15 protein-coding genes are annotated in these 17,533 nt (G+C 68.3%); 5 read left to right on the top strand and 10 right to left on the bottom strand.

The features are described 5' to 3' along the window. Window positions 1-18: 18 nt before the first annotated feature. The 5 genes from JYG32_RS23450 to JYG32_RS23470 form a co-directional block, all read right to left on the bottom strand. Window positions 19-1,053, bottom strand: a complete 1,035-nt coding sequence (locus JYG32_RS23450; protein WP_213267141.1) for a lipase secretion chaperone — start codon at window positions 1,051-1,053, stop codon at window positions 19-21. 3 nt (window positions 1,054-1,056) lie between these two features. After that, entirely contained in the window at window positions 1,057-2,151 is a 1,095-nt protein-coding gene (locus JYG32_RS23455) for a triacylglycerol lipase (protein ID WP_213267142.1), read from the bottom strand. Between the two features lie 220 nt (window positions 2,152-2,371). Further along, complete coding sequence (locus JYG32_RS23460; RefSeq protein ID WP_213267143.1) at window positions 2,372-4,501, bottom strand: TonB-dependent copper receptor; 2,130 nt, start codon at window positions 4,499-4,501, stop codon at window positions 2,372-2,374. Window positions 4,502-4,584: 83 nt separating this feature from the next. Continuing rightward, window positions 4,585-4,953 carry a DUF2946 domain-containing protein gene (locus JYG32_RS23465; protein WP_213267144.1) on the bottom strand — a complete coding sequence of 123 codons (369 nt, stop codon included), beginning with the start codon at window positions 4,951-4,953 and terminating at the stop codon, window positions 4,585-4,587. Window positions 4,954-5,109: 156 nt separating this feature from the next. Then, window positions 5,110-5,646, bottom strand: a complete 537-nt coding sequence (locus JYG32_RS23470) for a cytochrome b (protein ID WP_174378811.1) — start codon at window positions 5,644-5,646, stop codon at window positions 5,110-5,112. Between the two features lie 200 nt (window positions 5,647-5,846). Here JYG32_RS23470 and JYG32_RS23475 point away from each other — a divergent pair, with 200 nt between their 5' ends. Beyond that, the gene (locus tag JYG32_RS23475; RefSeq protein ID WP_174378812.1) at window positions 5,847-6,485 is read left to right on the top strand and encodes a Pr6Pr family membrane protein; all 639 of its coding nucleotides are present in this window, start codon (window positions 5,847-5,849) and stop codon (window positions 6,483-6,485) included. A 58-nt stretch (window positions 6,486-6,543) separates the two neighbouring features. On the opposite strand, the gene JYG32_RS23480 is transcribed toward JYG32_RS23475, so the two are convergent. Next, the gene (locus JYG32_RS23480; protein WP_213267145.1) at window positions 6,544-7,275 is read right to left on the bottom strand and encodes a peptidoglycan DD-metalloendopeptidase family protein; all 732 of its coding nucleotides are present in this window, start codon (window positions 7,273-7,275) and stop codon (window positions 6,544-6,546) included. A 425-nt stretch (window positions 7,276-7,700) separates the two neighbouring features. Between JYG32_RS23480 and JYG32_RS23485 the strand changes: the two genes are divergently transcribed. Next, window positions 7,701-8,021, top strand: coding sequence for a hypothetical protein (locus JYG32_RS23485; RefSeq protein WP_174378814.1), 321 nt, complete (start codon window positions 7,701-7,703; stop codon window positions 8,019-8,021). A 166-nt stretch (window positions 8,022-8,187) separates the two neighbouring features. Here JYG32_RS23485 and JYG32_RS23490 read toward each other — a convergent pair whose 3' ends face one another. The 4 genes from JYG32_RS23490 to JYG32_RS23505 all read right to left on the bottom strand — a co-directional run bounded on the left by JYG32_RS23490 (window position 8,188) and on the right by JYG32_RS23505 (window position 11,777). Further along, window positions 8,188-8,532, bottom strand: coding sequence for a DUF4148 domain-containing protein (locus tag JYG32_RS23490; protein WP_174378815.1), 345 nt, complete (start codon window positions 8,530-8,532; stop codon window positions 8,188-8,190). 200 nt (window positions 8,533-8,732) lie between these two features. Further along, a complete protein-coding gene (gene gndA / locus JYG32_RS23495) occupies window positions 8,733-10,145 on the bottom strand; it encodes an NADP-dependent phosphogluconate dehydrogenase (RefSeq protein ID WP_213267146.1) in 1,413 nt (470 codons plus the stop codon). Window positions 10,146-10,242: 97 nt separating this feature from the next. After that, a complete protein-coding gene (locus tag JYG32_RS23500) occupies window positions 10,243-10,884 on the bottom strand; it encodes a DUF938 domain-containing protein (RefSeq protein ID WP_174378817.1) in 642 nt (213 codons plus the stop codon). After that, window positions 10,881-11,777: an NAD-dependent protein deacetylase gene (locus tag JYG32_RS23505; protein ID WP_213267147.1), complete on the bottom strand. Its 897-nt coding sequence runs from the start codon at window positions 11,775-11,777 to the stop codon at window positions 10,881-10,883. Before JYG32_RS23505 ends, JYG32_RS23500 begins: the two co-directional genes overlap by 4 nt. 1,227 nt (window positions 11,778-13,004) lie before the next feature. Between JYG32_RS23505 and JYG32_RS23510 the strand changes: the two genes are divergently transcribed. The 3 genes from JYG32_RS23510 (at window position 13,005) to JYG32_RS23520 (ending at window position 17,519) form a co-directional block, all read left to right on the top strand. Beyond that, on the top strand, window positions 13,005-13,541 hold the full coding sequence (locus JYG32_RS23510; RefSeq protein WP_249744853.1) for a GNAT family N-acetyltransferase: 537 nt from the start codon (window positions 13,005-13,007) through the stop codon (window positions 13,539-13,541). A 102-nt stretch (window positions 13,542-13,643) separates the two neighbouring features. Further along, complete coding sequence (locus JYG32_RS23515) at window positions 13,644-14,603, top strand: LLM class oxidoreductase (RefSeq protein WP_213267148.1); 960 nt, start codon at window positions 13,644-13,646, stop codon at window positions 14,601-14,603. Window positions 14,604-15,026: 423 nt separating this feature from the next. Continuing rightward, on the top strand, window positions 15,027-17,519 hold the full coding sequence (locus JYG32_RS23520) for a mechanosensitive ion channel family protein (protein WP_213267149.1): 2,493 nt from the start codon (window positions 15,027-15,029) through the stop codon (window positions 17,517-17,519). Window positions 17,520-17,533: the final 14 nt, after the last annotated feature.

The following is a 17,533-nucleotide window of genomic DNA, read 5'->3' on the forward strand; positions in this document are numbered from 1 at the left end:
CACGCAGCGCTGCCCGCGTTATTGCGCGGTGCCCGTGCCGCGATCGAGCGAAGCCGCGCGCACGGCTTCGCCGGGCTTCGTGAACGTGCGCTGCCGCAAGGCGGCGATCTGCGCGTCGCGGTCCGGCGGCGACAGGCCGGCCGACTCGATCTGCGCACGCTGCGCCGCATAGTCCGCGTAGCGGCTCTGCCACGACGCATCGTCCTGCTGCATCTGCGCGACGCGCGCGGCAGCCTCGGGCCCGAGCGTCTGGGTCAGTTGCGCGCGCATCGCATCGGGCGTCGCCCCGCTCTTCTGCAGTTGCGAGATCCGGTCGATCGCGGCCCGCTGCTTCTCGACACGCTGCTGCGCGGCGCGTTCGTCGGCCGGCATCTGCTGCTCGAGCGCCGCGAGCCGCTCGGCCTTCTGCGCATCGGTCAGCGTGCGATCCTGCGCGATCTTCAGCCGCGCGAGATCGTAGCGCTGCCGCCACTGCTCCGCGCCGAAAAAAGGCTGGCTCCACTCGCCGAGCGTGCGATACGCGATCGACGCGCGCTGGTCGAGCGCAAGCTGCAGTGCGCCCAGATCGGACTTGTCGACCGCGCCGGCATCGCGCAATTTCGTAAGCGCGTCGAGATACGCGCGATAGCGGTGCCACACGTCGAGCGCCTCGGCCTGTGCGGCCGTGCCGTCGAGCTGCGCGGCAATCTCGCGCGCGACGAGCGCATCGAGCGCGGCCGCACTCAGGTCGCTCTGCGCGGTCAGGCAGTAGTCGAAGAAATCGCGCACCGCGCGCGACTTCGCGAGATGGCCGCCGGCATCGAGCGGCAGCCGCGGCGCGCTGGAACCGGCCAGCGACGACGGCAGGCCCGTGCTCGCCGGCACGGCGGCCTGCGGCGGTGCCGCAGCCACGCCGCCCACCGCCGCCGCATCCGGCGACTCGCCGGCGGACCCTGTACCGCGATGCCATCCCGCACCGCTCCACATCGCGACGCCGGTGATCGCCGCCAGCCCCACGACACCGTAGATCGCAGCGCGCCGCGCCAGCGGCGCGCGCCCTTCACGTGCCGTCATCGATTACACGCCCGCCAGCTTCAGCCGGTTCGCATGCGTGCGGATCACCGCGACCGGATCTTCCGCATTCGCGCCGCGCACGCCGAGCAACTGGTTGATCTCGTCGATATGGTTCCACTTGTAGCTCGTGCTCAGCACCTGGCCGTACAGCGCGCTGCACTTCGACACGAGCCCGTCGTTCTGGCCCGAGCCGCGGTTGATCATCACCGTGCCCGTGCCGAACAGCGCGAGCGTCGACGGGTCGAGCGCGTTCGCCGGATCGACGAGCGGAATGGTGCTCGTGTCCGTCGCGCCCGTGACACCGAACGCGGAGAGCGTCGGCTGGATCGCCGTGCCGGCCCACGAATACAGCAGATGCGTGTTGCCGCCGACGGTTTCCGTCGGTGCACCGGTCTGGCAACTGCCCGGCGTGCCAAGGCCCGCACTCGGATAGTTCTGGTTGTACGTGGCGGCCTGGGCGGTCGTCAGCGTCTTCAGCGACGCGAGCGCGTCCTGGTTCGTGTTGTTGCTGCTGCTCGTAAGGATTCCGAACACATTGACGAATGCCGCGATCACCGATGACGAAAGCCCGGTCGGATCGTATGCGAGCACGCCCTGCACGAAGTCGGCGAATTCGGAGCCGCGATGCGGCGTGCCGATCGTCGTCACCGATGCGACGAGATCGGGCGCGACAGCCGCGACATAACGCGACGTGAGCCCGCCCTGGCTGTGACCGACGAGATTGACCTTGGTCGCGCCCGTCGCGGCGAGCACCGTCTTCACGTACGCAAGCAACTGTTCGCCGCGCCCGTTCGGGCCGTCGTCGCTCTGGAAGCCCGACAGGTTCGCGACGTAGACGGTCGCGCCATGCTGCTGCAGGTCTTCCTGGATGCCGTACCAGTACTCGAGCACGCCCGCGTACTTGTCGGTGCCCGAGAGCCCGTGCACGAGGATGATCGGATAACGCGTCGTCGCGTAATTGTCGGCGGGCGCGGTCGCCGCCATCGCCGCATGCGTCGTCGCGAGCGTCATCACCGCGGTCGTCCCCGCGAACGGCGCGACGCTCATCGCGCATGCCACTGCCCCTGCCACCACCCTGGAACGCATCGATCTGGCCATGCATGTTCTCCTGATTATTGTGCTGCCGGTGCGAATGAAATCGAATCGACGCATGCGGCGCCCTCGCGTGCGCCGTGACCGTCGAATGCGGGAGTGAAACACGACTGGCCAACGTTTGCGCCCCGACTAGACACGGTTCTCTAATCGGTTGACGCGCCCCGCCCGTTCGGGCGGGGCCGCGTTCATGCGCGCGCATGCTGCATTGCACACGCGCAATGCGCTACAGCTTCGCGCTCACGCGTACCCATGCGGTACGACCCGGCTCCATCACCGGCGCGTTCGCCGGATAGCCGAAGCCCGCGTTGCCGGCGAGGTTCAGGTGCTCGGTGTAGGCCTTGTTCAGCACGTTGTCGACGCCGACCGAGATCTGCACGGTCTTGCTGACGTTGTACTGCGTATGCAGCGACAGCACGCCGAATCCGGCGCTCGGGCCGAAGTCCTTGCCGACCACGTTGCCCTCATTCAGTGCATCGCGATGTTGCGGCGCAACGATCCGCCACAGCCCACCGGCCGACCACGCGCCTTGCGTGTATTCGAGCCCGATGCGCGCCTCGAGCGGCGGCATCTGCGGCAGCGGATCGCCGCTCGCCACGTTGCGCCCCCACGCATACGCGAGCGACGTCTCGACGCGCAGCGGTGCAACCGGCCGCCACGACACGCCTGCCTCGCCGCCCATGATCTGCGCGTTGACGTTGGTCGCCTGCGTGGTCGGGCCCATCATGCCGGCCGCGTAGTTGAACAGGATGAAGTCCTGCACGTAGCCCGCGTAGGCCGACACCCACGCATCGAACCGGTCGCTCTTGTATTGCGCGCCGATGTCGAGCTGCGTGGTCTTCTCCGGCTGCACCGCCGAGAACGCGTTGACCGAACCGGCCGGCCCGCGCTTCGCCGAGAACAGCTCCCAGTAGTCGGGATAGCGCTCCGCATGACCGATGCCCGCGTACCACGTGACGGGCAGCGACGCGAGATCGCACTCGTAGCGCACGAAGCCGCTCGGCAGCACGCGTGCGCGATCGTCGTCGAAGGTCGGGTTCGGCTTGCTCATCATCATGCCGCTCGTCGTCGCGCGCTTGTCGCGTACGCTCGCGTAGTCCACACGCGCGCCGCCGATCACGCGCGACACGTCGCTCGCGTACCACGTCAGTTCGCCGAACACGCCCGCGTTCCACATCGTCGCCTGCGCATTCCACGGCTGGTCGCCGTAGTTCTGCCGCCCCATCGCCGAGCGCGAATCGAGCCGGTTCGATTGCGCATCGACACCCGTCACGAGCTTGAAGTCGTCGCCGAAGCGAAACGTCGCGGCCGCGCGTGCGCCGAACGTGCGACGCCGCACCTCCGCCGCCATCCGCATCGGCATGCTGCTGGTCGGGTCGGGTTGCCGCAACGTGTAGTTGTCCATCACGTGGTCGGCTTCGTTGTAGTACACGCGTGCCTCGATCCGGTCGAGCACGTCGCCGAGATGCCGCTTGTCGAACGACAGGCCGAACGTCTCGCGGCGGAAATGCGCGCCGTCCATCCCGCGGCCTGCATACTTCGCGTAGCCGTCGCCCGTGCCGGCCGTCAGTTCGACCCGCGTGTGGTCGTCGGGCGTCCAGCCGAGCGCCGCATCGGCGTTCCACTTGTCCCACTGCGACGGTACGGTGTTGCCGTTGCCGTCCTTGTAGTCCTGCGAATGCGCGTGGTTCGCGGTCACGCGGCCGTAGACGTCAGGCGTGCCGGCCGTCACGTCGATGTTCTGGTCGTTGCGCCCGAACGAGCCACCGACGAGGCTGCCCTCGAAACGCATGCCCGGCTTGTCGAACCGCGGCGTCACGCGCTCGAACAGCACGGTACCGGCCGACGCGCCGGGACCGTACATCACCGTCTGCGGCCCCTTGACAACCGTGACCTTGTCATAGCTTTCCGGCGCGATGTACGAAGTCGGCGCATCCATCCGGTTCGGGCAGGCGCCGAGCGTCGGCATCCCGTTCGCCAGGATGTTCAGCCGCGAACCGAACATCCCGCGCAGCACGGGGTCGCCGTTCGTGCCGCCGCTGCGAATCGATGTGAAGCCGGGAATCGTCTTCAGGTAATCCGCGCCGTCGCTGGCGGGCAGCGGCTGGCGCGGCGCCTTCGGATCCGTGACGACGACGAGCGGCGTCGTCAGCGGCGACGCGACAACTTCGACGGGTGGCAGCAGCACGGCCGCGTCGTCCGCAGGCACGCCGGCCGCGCGCGTCGTTTCGGCGGCGGCAGTCGCGGCCAGCGCACCGACGGCGAGCGCGGGAACGGTGAGTTTCAGCATGCGCGGCACGCGCCGCGCACAGGCATTGCGTGATGCCCGCGGCGCACGCAACTGGAAAATGGTCATGATCGAAAGCCCGAGTGACGCCCTCCACGCGGCCTCGACGGGCCGCACGGATATCGGCGGTAGATGGAACGGAAGACAGCGCGTCAGGCGCGCTCGGGCGGTGCGCGTGGATACGCGCGCGGATAGCGGTCGGTGCGCGCCGCGACGGTAGGCGGCACGGCGGCGGAATCGGAAACGACGGAAGCGGAAGCGAACGATGCGGCGGCAGGCGAGCCGATCGCGGGACTGTGTGCGAAGAAACCGCAGTAGCCGCACGCATCGAGATGCAGCGCGTGATCGTGCATGCGGCCCGCATCGGGCGACCGATGCGCACCGTGCTCTGCACTGCAGACGATCGCGTCAGGCGTGGCCGCCTGCGCGATGCGCCACTGCGACACCAGCGGCGCCGCGATCGCGAACCAGATCGCGAGCACGCCAAGCCAGGCGGTCAGGTGACGATGTCGGTGCAGCATGCGCGGCGGCGAGTAAGCGGAATGTAAAAACAGCCGAGATGTTACAGAATGTTCGATGCGATGACCAGCCGCAGATGACGGTAAACGGACCGGGGGCGCATGGTTGTCAACACAACCATGCGCCCCCGCCTGCTGCGCGCGTCCGGAACGCGACGCTCAGGGTGCGATGCGGCGCAACACGTCGTCGCGCCGGATGAAATGGTGGTACAGCGCGGCCAGTGCATGCAGGCCGATCACGAAGTAGAACGCGTTGCCGATCAGCTCGTGTGCTGCCTTGATCGTCGGCCGCAGCGCCTTGTCGGGGCCGAACAGCGTGAACGACACGCCGAGCCAGTCGAGCGACACCGGCTTGCCGCCCAGGTTGATCATCATGATGCCGAGCAGCGGCTGCGCGATGATGAACACATAGAGCGCGACATGCGAGAGCTTCGAGAGCCAGCGCAGCAGCGCGGCCTGCGGAATGGCTTCCGGCACGCGGCTGACGACCCGCCACAGCACACGCAGCACCGACAGCACGAGCACGAACGTGCCCGCGGTGAGGTGCACGTTCATCCAGAACACCCGGCTGTCGCTGCCTTTCGGCCCGCGAATCTCGATGGCCAGGTAGGCCAGCGCCACCAGCAGGAAGATGGCCCAGTGGAAGAAGATCGCGGGCGAGCTGTAGCGCGTCTGTTTCGCGAGGATGTTTCTCATGCGACGTCTCGTGTTGTATGCGGGGAGGGGCGCAGCTGCCACGATTGTAGCCGCACGGGTGTCCGGTTTTGCGCGGCGCGGTCAAATATCCTACGAATCGTCAACGCGCGCCGCGCGGGCCCCGCATATGGAAAATCCGCATCGCGCACGGGAACGGCTGTGGCACGATGAAGCTTTGGTGTCGACGTTGCGCGCGCATCATGAGCAAGGCGTTCTTCGTTGCGGCCTACCGGCTGACTGCCGCGTTGCTCGCGGTGTCCACGACGTTGCACAGCATCGCCGGCTACTGGGGCATGCCCGCGTTTCAGCTCGGCAATTACCTCAGCTACTTCACGCAACTGAGCAGCCTCTATGCGGCCGTGATGCTGGCCGCGGGGCTCTGGCGCATCGCGCGCCCCGGCTCGGCCCGCTACGAATCGATGCGCGGCGCGGCCGTGCTGTACGTGCTGATCACCGCGATCGTCTACGAACTCCTGCTCGCGCGCGTCGATGCGCTGCGCCACGTCACGCCGGCATTCAACAACTGGGTGCTGCACCGGATCGTGCCGCTCGTCATGCTGTGCGACTGGCTGTACGTGGAGCCGCGCTCGCCGATCGCGCGGCGCAGCGCGCTCGCGTGGCTCGGCTTTCCGGGCGTCTATCTCGGCTACACGCTCGTGCGCGGCGCGCTGGAGAACTGGTATCCCTATCCGTTCGTCGATCCGCGGCCGCACGGCTACCTGCCGGTGGCGATCCAGTGCTCGCTGATCGCGCTCGGCGCGGCGGCACTCGCACTGGGCATCCGCTGGCTCGGCAATCACGCGAGACAGTCCGGCACCGCGACGCTGAAGGAAGGATGAAGGGGGAAGAAGGCGGGAGCGTGTGCGCCGCCCGGCGCACACGTGGCGCTGCGGCTCGTCAGCCGCCGTTGCGCGGCAGGAAGTTCATCGGGTCGACGACCTTGCCGTTCTGGCGGACTTCGAATTCGAACGTCGAACGGCCGCTCGCGTCGGTGCCCATCTCGGCGACCGGCTGGCCCTGGCGCACCGCGTCGCCTTCATTGACGAGCAGCTTGCCGTTGTGACCGTAGGCCGTGATGAGCCCGTTGTCGTGCTTCAGGATCACGAGCGGGCCGTAGGCCTTGACGCCCGACCCGGCGTAGACCACCCGCCCGTTCGCCGCGGCGCGCACCGAATGGTCCGGCCCGGATGCGGCGATCACGATGCCGCGCGCCTTGCCGGCCGCAAACGGCGTCGCGACGACGCCCGTGGCCGGCCAGGCGAGCGAGCCCGGCTGTGCGGCTGCCGCGGGCGGCTGCCCGAACGACGTCGCGGCAGGCGGCGCGACGCGCAGCACCTGGCCGGGCGACACGGCGTCGGTAGGCGCCATGCGGTTCCAGCTCGCCACGTCCTGCACGCGCTGCCCGTAGGCGCTCGCGATGCCCGCGAGCGTGTCGCCCGGGTTCACGCGGTAATAGCCGGCGATCACACCCGGCGTCGCGACCGAAGTCGGCGTCGACGAACGCGACGGCTGCCAGTTGTCGGTCCACGGCGTCAGCGTACAGCCCGACAGCGCGACGGCCGTGGCGACGAGCGCCGCCTGCGGCAGCCAGCGCGCCAGCGAATCGTGGATGGGAATAGTTTTTCTCAAGGGTCCTCCCGGATTTGCGTCGTCGCGCCGCCCACCGCCCTCCGGCGCGCGACGCACGATGTCCGGCCGGACGGCCGGACCAACCAGTATCCGACCGCTCTCGCGGCCGTCAGTTTCCACAGCGGAACGTCGGTGCGAACGGGCTCACCGGCCCCTTTTCCGCGTCGTTCCGACCGGCAAAGATACCATTTGTCGCGGTCAGGACCGCGACAGTTGCAGGTTCCGGCAACAATCTTGCGGCCCCGCCCAAGCGTGCCGATGGCCCGCGAACCGCGCCGCGCGGGCCGGCCGGCGGGCCTGCCGCCGGTATTGTGCACACTTCGCCGCCGCCATCTGCCGTCTCGGCTTCGTCACATTCTCCCCTTCGATCGCCGCCTATACTCGGTGTTGCGCAGCGCAATCCAACGACAACGAGGAGCATGGCAATGAACAATGCGACGTTTCTTTCGGTGCAGCTCAATGCGGACGATTTCGCCGGCTCCAGCGGCCTGGTCGAATTGCTCAACCGGCACCTGCTGTTCGCGACCGACGTCGCCGAGGCGGCCGATGCGCTCGTCCAGTTGGCGAGCGTCGCGCACCTGACGGGCGCCACGCGCCACAGCGTCGAGCTGCCGGTCCTCGCGCTCGAGCGGCTGCGCGATGCGCTCGATACGCTGAGCGGCTACGACGAAACGTGGCTGCAGGTGCTGGAGCCGGCCGAAGCGCTGTTCCGCGATATCGGCCGCGGCAGGCGAGCACTGCACTGACCGCTGGCGCCGCATGTGCCACCCATGAAAACAGCCCGCCGTTCCGCAAAGCGGAACCGGCGCCGCACGTGCCACCAATGAAAAACAGCCCGTCGTTCCGCGAAGCGGAACGACGGGCTGTTTGTACTACATGGGGTCAGGTTTGGCCGCCGGGGCGGCCGCGCCATTAACGACCCTTGTAGACCGGTGCGCCGTCAGCGATACGCTTGACTTGCCAGCCGGTCTTTGCCGCGGCCGGAGCGCCCGATTCTTGCGCGGCGGCCGGTTGCGCGCCATAGCCGGTCGTGTCGGCGGCGGCGACGTTCTGTTGCGGGTTCGCACGGGCTTCAGCAGCCAGGATGCCTTCCGGGTAGTTCGTCCGGTCGCTGCCCAGCTTGTAGCCGGCCTGTTGCAGTTGGACCAGTTCGGCCTTCACCTGCGCACGGGTGACGGGCGCGTTCTGTTGGGCGAACGAGACGGCGGGAACGGCGAGGACAGCGGCAGCAGCGAACGTTGCGATCAGCGATTTCATGATTACCTCCGGGATTTTTTTGCTCCGCCGCACACACCATGTCTGCAGCGATGGAACAGAGTTTAGTCCCGGCGTCCCCTAGGGAAAACCATGAAAGAGCGAAAACACTGTTTCCCCGGAGCCAACAATGTCGGCATCCGGGATAGAGAAACCCTATTCATAGAATAGATTTTCGCAACAATGCTGCCGTCGCGGGCCGGTTACGACCAGTTCGCGTGGAAGCTGCCCGGCTTGTCGGTACGCTCGAACGTGTGCGCACCGAAGAAGTCGCGCTGCGCCTGCACGAGGTTCGCCGGCAACCGCTCGGAACGGTAGCTGTCGAAGTACGCGACCGCCGACGCGAACGCCGGCACCGGCACACCGGCCTTCACCGCGGCGACCACGACGTCGCGCAGCGATGCCTGGTAATTCGCGGCGATGTCCTGGAAGTACGGATCCAGCAGCAGGTTCGCGAGCGCCGGATCCTTCGCATACGCGTCCGTAATTTTCTGCAGGAAGCGCGCGCGGATGATGCAGCCCGCGCGGAAGATCTTCGCGATGGTCCCGAGATCGAGGTTCCAGCCGTACTCTTCGGACGCCGTGCGCAGTTGCGCGAAGCCCTGCGCGTACGAGATCACCTTGCTCAGGTACAGCGCGCGGCGCACCGCTTCGACGAACGCGGTGCGATCGCCGTCGAACGGCGCGGCGGTCGGGCCCGACAGGATCTTGCTGGCCGCGACGCGCTCGGTCTTCAGCGACGACAGCACGCGCGCGAACACCGATTCCGTGATGAGCGGCAGCGGCACGCCGAGATCCAGCGCGTTCTGGCTCGTCCACTTGCCGGTGCCCTTCTGCGCGGCGCGATCGAGGATCACGTCGACGAGGTGCTTGCCGGTTTCTTCGTCCTTCTTGCCGAAGATCTTCGACGTGATCTCGATCAGGTAGCTGTCGAGTTCGCCCTGGTTCCATTCGGTGTACACCGCGCCGAGTTCGTCGTTGGTCAGCCCCGCGACGTCCTTCAGCACCGAGTAGCTTTCGGCGATCAGCTGCATGTCGCCGTATTCGATACCGTTGTGGACCATCTTCACGTAGTGGCCCGCACCGTCCGGGCCCATGTACGCGACGCACGGCTCGCCGTCCGACGGTGCCTTCGCGGCGATCTGCTTGAGGATCGGCTCGACGAGGTCGTACGCGTCGCGCTGGCCGCCGGGCATGATCGACGGGCCGCGCAGCGCGCCCTCTTCGCCGCCCGACACGCCGGTGCCGATGAAATGCAGGCCCGCTTGCGCGAGTTCCTGGTTGCGGCGGATCGTGTCGGTGAAGTGCGTATTGCCGCCGTCGATCAGCACGTCGCCCTTCTCGAGCAGCGGCTTGAGCGACGCGATCGTCGCATCGGTCGCCTCGCCGGCCTTCACCATCATCAGGATCCGGCGCGGCGTTTCGAGCGACGCGACGAATTCCTCGAGCGTATAAGTCGGCACCAGATTGCGGCCGGGGAATTCGGCGATCAGTTCGTCGGTTTTCTCGCGGCTGCGGTTGTACACCGACACCGCGTAACCGCGGCTCTCGATATTGAGTGCGAGATTGCGGCCCATCACCGCGAGCCCGATCACACCGATTGCTTGTTTGCCCATTAGTCAATTCTCCGGAAAAAACGGGGCGCGACCCGACCCGGGCCGCGCGCACAGGCGAAAGGATAGTGGAAACCCGGCGGCGATGCGCGCTTGCGTGTCATTGCTCCGCGTGCGGAAGCCGCCGGAACACGACGCTCAGGTTGTTCGCCGGCATCTCGACGACCTCGATGCAGTCGAGCCCGCGATCGAGGCCGAGCGCGACGACGGTTTCGAGATCGCGCACGCCCCACGACGGATCGCGGCTGCGCAACTGCAGGTCGAACGCCTCGTTCGACGGCGCCGTATGCCGGCCTTCGCGACGATACGGGCCGTACAGGAACAGCACGCCGCCCGGCCGCAGCAGGCGCGACGCGCCCGCGAACAGCGCGTCGGTACAGGCCCACGGCGAGATGTGAATCATGTTGATGCAGACGATCGCGTCGAGCGCGTCGACCGGCCACGATGCGTCGCGCACGTCGAACGCCAGCGGCCCCGCGACGTTCGCGAGGCCCGCATGCGCGATCCACGCGGCGATCGAGCGCCGCGCGTGCGCGTCGGGATCGCTCGGCTGCCAGCGCAGGCCCGGCAGCGCCTGCGCGAAGTGGACGACGTGCTGTCCCGTGCCGCTCGCGATTTCGAGCACGTTGCCGGTCGCCGGCAGCACGCGGCGCAACACGTCGAGGATCGGCCCGCGATTGCGTTCGGCCGCCGGCGCCGACAGCCGCGCGGACGGATCGGGTGTAGCTGTCGAGCCGGTCACGATGCGTGCTCCGCTGCGTTGCCCGCGAGGCCCAGCCGCGCGGTCAGTGCGTCGAGCGCGAGTGCGCACTGCGCCTCGACCTTCAGCGTCAGCATCGGATCGGCGCGCGTATGGCCGAGATTGAGCGCGGCCACCGGCTTGTGCTGCGCCTGCGCCCACACGCAGAAGCGGTAACCGGAATACACCATCAGCGACGACCCGACGACGAGCAGCGCATCGGCCGCCTCGAGCGCCTGCGCGGCCAGCGCCACGCGCTCGCGCGGCACGTTCTCGCCGAAGAACACGACCGCCGGTTTCAGCAGGCCGCCGCATGCGGGGCACGCCGGGATGCGGAACGTGTCGAGCGCGGCCCATTCGAGATGCGCGTCGCCGTCGGCGGCCGGCTCGGCCTGCGCGCCCAGCAGTTCGGGATTGTCGGCTTCGAGCACGGTCTGGATCGTCGCGCGCGCATGATGCGCGCCGCATTCGAGGCAGGTCACGCCGTTGATCCCGCCATGCAGTTCGATCACGTCGTCGCTGCCCGCACGCTGGTGCAAGCCGTCGACGTTCTGCGTGACGAGGCGCTCGATCCGGCCCGCGCCGCCGAGCCGCGCCAGCGCGACGTGCGACCGGTTCGGCCGCGCGCGGCCGACGACGGGCCAGCCGATCATGCTGCGCGCCCAGTAGCGCCGCCGCGCCGCGTCGGAGCCGAGAAATTCGTGGAGCTGGATCGGCGGCGAGCGCATCCATTGGCCGTTGCGGTCGCGATAGCCGGGAATGCCGGAATCGGTGCTGATGCCCGCGCCGGTCAGCACGAGCAGGCGCGGATGGCGCTCGACGAACGTGTGCAGCGCGTCGAGCGCGGCCGGCTCGACGCAAGCGGATGAGGGGTCGTGCAAGGCTGTTTCGTTCATGTTGGCGACGCGTGATCGGGCGCGCTGGCAAGCCGTGCGACCGCACGAGCGGCCCGCGCGCCAGCACATGATACAGAACGCCGCGAGATCCGGCCGGCGGTCCACGCGGCAATCCTGCGCACCAAAAAAGACGCCCATCCGCCACTCGGCGATGGGCGCTTCAACAATTGATCCATCGGGGTAGTGGATCAACTGACAGCACAATGTTGCGGCGTCCGTCGCACTGCGGCCAGCGAACGCTTCCCCTGGACTACGCATGTTCCGCGATGCCGCGTGTATCGTTGCGCGGCCGGCATTCCGGTGCGATCCGGTTCTTCGGGCCCGTTACGCCGATGCCATGTGCGGCGCGCGAACGCATCCGCCGCGCGACGACTCGCGTTGCGCTACGGAATGACGATCCGGGATCCAGGCCGGGGCCATCCGCATGCGTTCGCGGTTCATCCCCGACGGCCGACCGGCACCGGTCGGCCTCGTGCGTCACGCATGCACGTCGTCGTTCATAACGAACCCGATTGCTCGGATGGAACGGAAAGCCGCGCGCTCACGTCGCCGCAATCAACGGCGAAGCGAATATCCTGGCAGGTCGGCGATTCACGTTTGCAACACGACGCGTTGCGATTCGGTCTGTTTTCATTCTCTTGTCCCCGTCTTTTATCCGTCCGACCCACTGAAGCGATCGCCGGGCTGAGTGCGCCCGCGACCGCGCTCACGGCCCGTACAGATATGCAAGGAGCGCACCATGCTTCATGCCGCAAGGCCGCGCGGGCCGCCGAAATGCCATCGGCGCGAATCGCGCACCGGCAAAAAGCGCGAATGTTTCGAAACTGAAACACGGAAGATGGTCCGCCCGGCCGACGCCGGACAGGCACGCCGCCGCGCCGTCCGGGCGGGCATCGGGCGCGTTCTGCGCGCCGCCGCCATCGTCTTACAATCGCCCGACGGGGGCGGCGCACACATGACGGGACGCGTGCGCCCGGCCTTATACCCTTCCCGCGGCTCCCCGCCGCCCGACCGAAAACCCGCACGCGACGCATGCCTTACGCACAAGACTGGCTGGATATCGACTAGCGCACGCTGTTCCGGCTGCACCCCGATCGCCGGATCGAACGCGAGAACGATCCCGACTGCTCGCCGGGGCCGCGCTTCTGGCTGGGCCGATGCGCGGACGGCATCCTGTCGGGCATACGCGCCGACGTGCCCGGCCACCTTGCGGACGAACCGGCGCGTGTGGCCGCCAGTGAACCGCCGCTTGCGGGTCGCATGCAGCCCGCGCATCTCGAACGCTACCTCTCGATACTCGCGCCCGTTTCGCACTGGAACCTCGGCTGCGTCTACGCACTGCCGCACGCGCTCGAGTTCGATACCGACGCGCGCATCGCGCTGATCGACGGCGACAGCGACGCGGGCCGGCAACTGCTGCAATCGATCTCCACGCACGGGATGCCCGAAGGACTGCTCTCGATGGGCTTTCGAAGCGCCGACGATCTGTGGGCGCCGTGGTGCGCGGCCGTCGTCGACGGCGAAGTCGTGTCGGTCGCGTTCGCTGCGCGGCTATCCGATGTCGGCGCCGAACTGGGTCTCGCGACGGCCCCGGCGTTTCGCGGCCGCGGCATGGCATCCGCGGCCACCGCCGGATGGTCGCGGCTGCCGTCGCTTCGCACGCGCACGCTGTTCTACAGCACCGACAGCGAAAACCGCGCGTCGCGACGCGTGGCGTCACGCGTCGGCCTCGCGCTGCGCGGCATGACGCTGCGGATCGCGTAGCGTCAGGGCCGCTTTGCGCAAACACGTTAGCATTCGGACACGGAACGCCGCACTCGCACGAACCGGCGCGCGTTCGCCCAGCACCGCCTCCAGGGATTCGACATGACCACGCCCGCCCCCGCCCGCGCCGACGTCGCGCACCGCGTCTTTTCGGACGGTCAGTTGTCGATCGGCCTCACGCTGCCGCTGCTTCGCAGCGGCAACATCGTCGCCGACTTCAACGAACAGATCGAACTCGCGGCGCTTGCCGATACGCTCGGCTTTCGAGCGCTGTGGATTCGCGACGTGCCGCTGAACAGCGCCGACTATCCCGACCCGGTCGGCCACCTCGACCCGTGGGTGTTGCTCGGCGCACTGGCGTCGCGCACGCGCGAGATCGCGCTCGCCAGCGGCGCGATCGTGCTGCCGCTGCGTCATCCGCTGCATATCGCGAAAGGCGCGCTGTCGGTCGCGACGCTGTCGGGCGAACGCTTCATCCTCGGGCTCGGCTCCGGCGACCGGCCGCCTGAATACGCGGCGTTCGGCGTCGACGCGCAAACGCGGCGCGACCGCTATCGCGAACATTGGGACGTCGTCGCGGCCGCGCTCGGCGTGCCGTCGCGCGTGCTGCCCGACGAAACGCCGCCCGACGCGCCCGAATTCACGTTGCTGCCGCGCGGCGACGACGCGGTGCCGATGCTCGCGGTCGGCTCGGGCGGACAGAGCGTCGACTGGATCGCACGGCACTCGATCGGCTGGATGACGTACCACCGCGATCCGGACACGCAGCGCGCACGCTATTCGATGTGGCGCGCGGCGGTCGACCGGCTCGCGTCGCCGGCCTTTCGCGCGTTCGGCGTGTCGATGCGGCTCGACCTCGCCTCGCATCCCGACGCGCCGGCCGTCGCATTGCCGCTCGGCTATGCCACCGGGCGCCGGGCATTGATCGACATCCTGCAGGACATGCGCGCAGCGGGCACGCATCACGTTACGCTGAATCCGGGATCGGACCGGCCCGTGCGCGAAGTCATCGAAGAACTCGCCGAGCATGTGCTGCCGGTTTTTCACAACGGGCAAGAGTAATTCTTCAGGAATACGAATCCATCAAATGCGACGTGCGTGTTGCGATGATCGTCCTTGATTCATGATCGGGCGAACGCTCGCGTGACGACACGCCATTCGCGCTCCTCAGCCGTTCCCGATTCACATCTGCGCACCGGGTCGCCAACCAGCACGCGTTACAGGACGCTTACGATTCGACAAGCAGGACGTGTCCACCTGTCGGACTGTCTACAGTCATGTGTCAGACACTTGCCCGTCCGAACGCCCGGCCGACAGGATCGCGATGCAACCCGCGAACCAGCCGCAAACGCCCGCGCCGCCTCGCGTATGCCCGAATCGAATATTCGTCGACGGAACTATTCGGTTCCGGTCGCGATCATGTTAACTTCCGTCCATCGTTCAGCCCGGCGGGCCGCGCGCCGATGCGCGCCCGCATGCCTACTCATGCGACAACTTCTCCTCGGCTGGCTACTCGCTGCCGTCGTCTCGGCCGCACACGCGGCCGCTCCCGCACCGGCCGCCGCGTCGGCCGCGTCCGGCACCGCGCCCGCGCTGACGCCGCAACAGGCCCAGCAGGCACTCGCCGTGCTCGAAAACCCGCGCCAGCGCGCCCAGGTCGAAACGACGCTGCGCGCGATCGCGGCTGTCGGCGCATTGAGCGCACCTGCGGTCGTGGCCAGCGAAGCGGACGCGGCCAGCGGCGCGTCGGCTGCCGCCGCGCCGGCCGCGCTCACGTCGAACGGGCTCGCGTCGATGCTCGTCCGGCAAGGATCGCGCTGGACCACGGAAATCGGCAGCGCGCTGAAGGAATCGCTGCGCTCGCTGCTCGATGTCGGCTCGGTCGGAAGCTGGTGGCACGACAGGCTGGTGCGCGCCGACGAGCGCGCGGATCTCACGCACGCGATCTGGATCATCATCGCCGTGCTCGTGCCCGCGTTCCTGTTCGAATGGTTCGCGAAGCGACTGCTGCGGCGCGCGCTGGCCGCGCTGGCCGCACGGCGCGCCGACTCGTCGCGCCGCACCGCGCCCGACGACGACAACGCGCCGCCACCGGACTCATCGGACCCGCCCGCCGCCCCTGATGGTGCCGACACCGCCGACGCCTCCGACACCGCCGACGCCGCGCCCGCGTCATCGCAAGGCCGCGGCCACGCGCGGCGTCACACGACGCTGCTGCACCGGGTGCCGCGCGCGCTTGTCAGCCTCGCGCTGCGCGCGGTGCCGCTGCTCGTGTTCGTCGGTGCCGCGAGCCTGACGATGTCGATGATCGGCGATGCAGGCACGCCGATCGAATCCGCGCTCGAATCGCTGATCGACATCTACGTGATCTGCCGGCTCGTCACGATCGTCGGCCGGCTGTGCTTCCAGCCCGATGCGCGGCAGTTGCGGCTGCTGCATATCAGCGACGCATGGGCCGACTTCGCGCAACGCTCGATCGCGCGGATCGTGATCGTGGTCGGCGGCTGCACGGCCGCGATCGAGATCGCCGCGAACTTCGGCCTCAGCGAGGCCGGTCACGTCGCGCTGCTGAAAGCCGTCGCGCTCGTCGGACACGTGATGATCTCGGCACTGATCCTGCAGTGCCGCCGGCCGGTCGCCGCACGGATCCGCGCAGCCGGCGCGGACCGCCCGACCTTCGCGGTGGTCGGCAACGCGCTCGCGGACGCCTGGGCGCCCGTGTCGGTGTTCATCGTGATGGCACTGTGGTTCGTGTGGGCGCTCGACGTCCATAACGGCTACCGCGTGCTGATCACGCTCGGCGGCCGCTCGATCGCCGCGATGATCGGCATGCGGATCGTGTCGATCGTCGTGTTCGGCGCGCTCGCGCGGCTGTTCCAGCGCCGCGACGAAGACCGCACGCTCGTCCACCTGCACGCGTACCGCTACTACCCGCTGCTGCGCCAGATCGTATCGGGCGCAATCGGCATCGTGACCGTCGCGCTGTTGCTGCAGATCTGGGGCGTGCCGATCTTCCGCGCGTTCGAGACCGGCACGATCGGCCACCGGCTCGCGTCCGCGCTGGTGACGATCGCGATCGCGGCGATCGTCGCGCTCGTCATATGGGAAGCCGCGAACATCGCGATCGAGCGCCGTCTGCAGCGATGGACCCGCGAAGGCAATCTCGTGCGCGCGGCACGCCTGCGCACGCTGCTGCCGATGCTGCGCTCGCTGCTGTTCGTGATGATCGCGCTGGTCGTCGTGCTGACGGGCCTCAGCCAGCTCGGCGTGAACGTCGGCCCGCTGCTGGCCGGCGCCAGCATCTTCGGCGTCGCGCTCGGCTTCGGCTCGCAGAAGCTCGTACAGGATTTCATCACCGGGATCTTCCTGCTGATGGAAAACGCGATGCAGGTCGGCGACTGGGTCACGCTCGCCGGCGTGTCGGGCACGGTCGAATACCTGTCGATCCGCACCGTACGGCTGCGCGCGGGCGACGGGTCGCTGTATACGATTCCGTTCAGTTCGGTGACGACCGTCAACAACACGAATCGCGGGCTCGGCAACGCGGCCGTCAAGGTCAGCATCGCGTACGGCGAGGACATCGACCGCGCGATCGCGACGCTGAAGGAGATCGGTGCCGCATTGCGCGACGATCCGAAGTACCACGGCGGCATCCTGTCGGACTTCAGCTACTGGGGCGTCGACCAGGTCGACGGCGCGGCGCTCGCGCTCGCCGGACAGATGCAGTGTACGGACTCGACGCGCTGGAGCGTGCAGCGCGAATTCAACCGGCGGATTGCGGAAACGTTCCGCGAACGCGGCATCCGGATCGCCAATCCGCAGCGCAGCCTCGTCGCGTACGCGGATGGATCGCGGCCTGTCGGCAACGGCGAAGGCGAAGGCGAAGGCGAAGGCAGCAGCAACACCCACAACGGCAACGCCACCGAAACGGCCGCCCGGCCGCCGTTGCCCGGCGACCCGGAGCGCAAGCCGGGCTGACCGGCCAAGGCTAA

This window comes from Burkholderia pyrrocinia, from assembly GCF_018417535.1.
GTDB lineage: Bacteria > Pseudomonadota > Gammaproteobacteria > Burkholderiales > Burkholderiaceae > Burkholderia > Burkholderia pyrrocinia_E.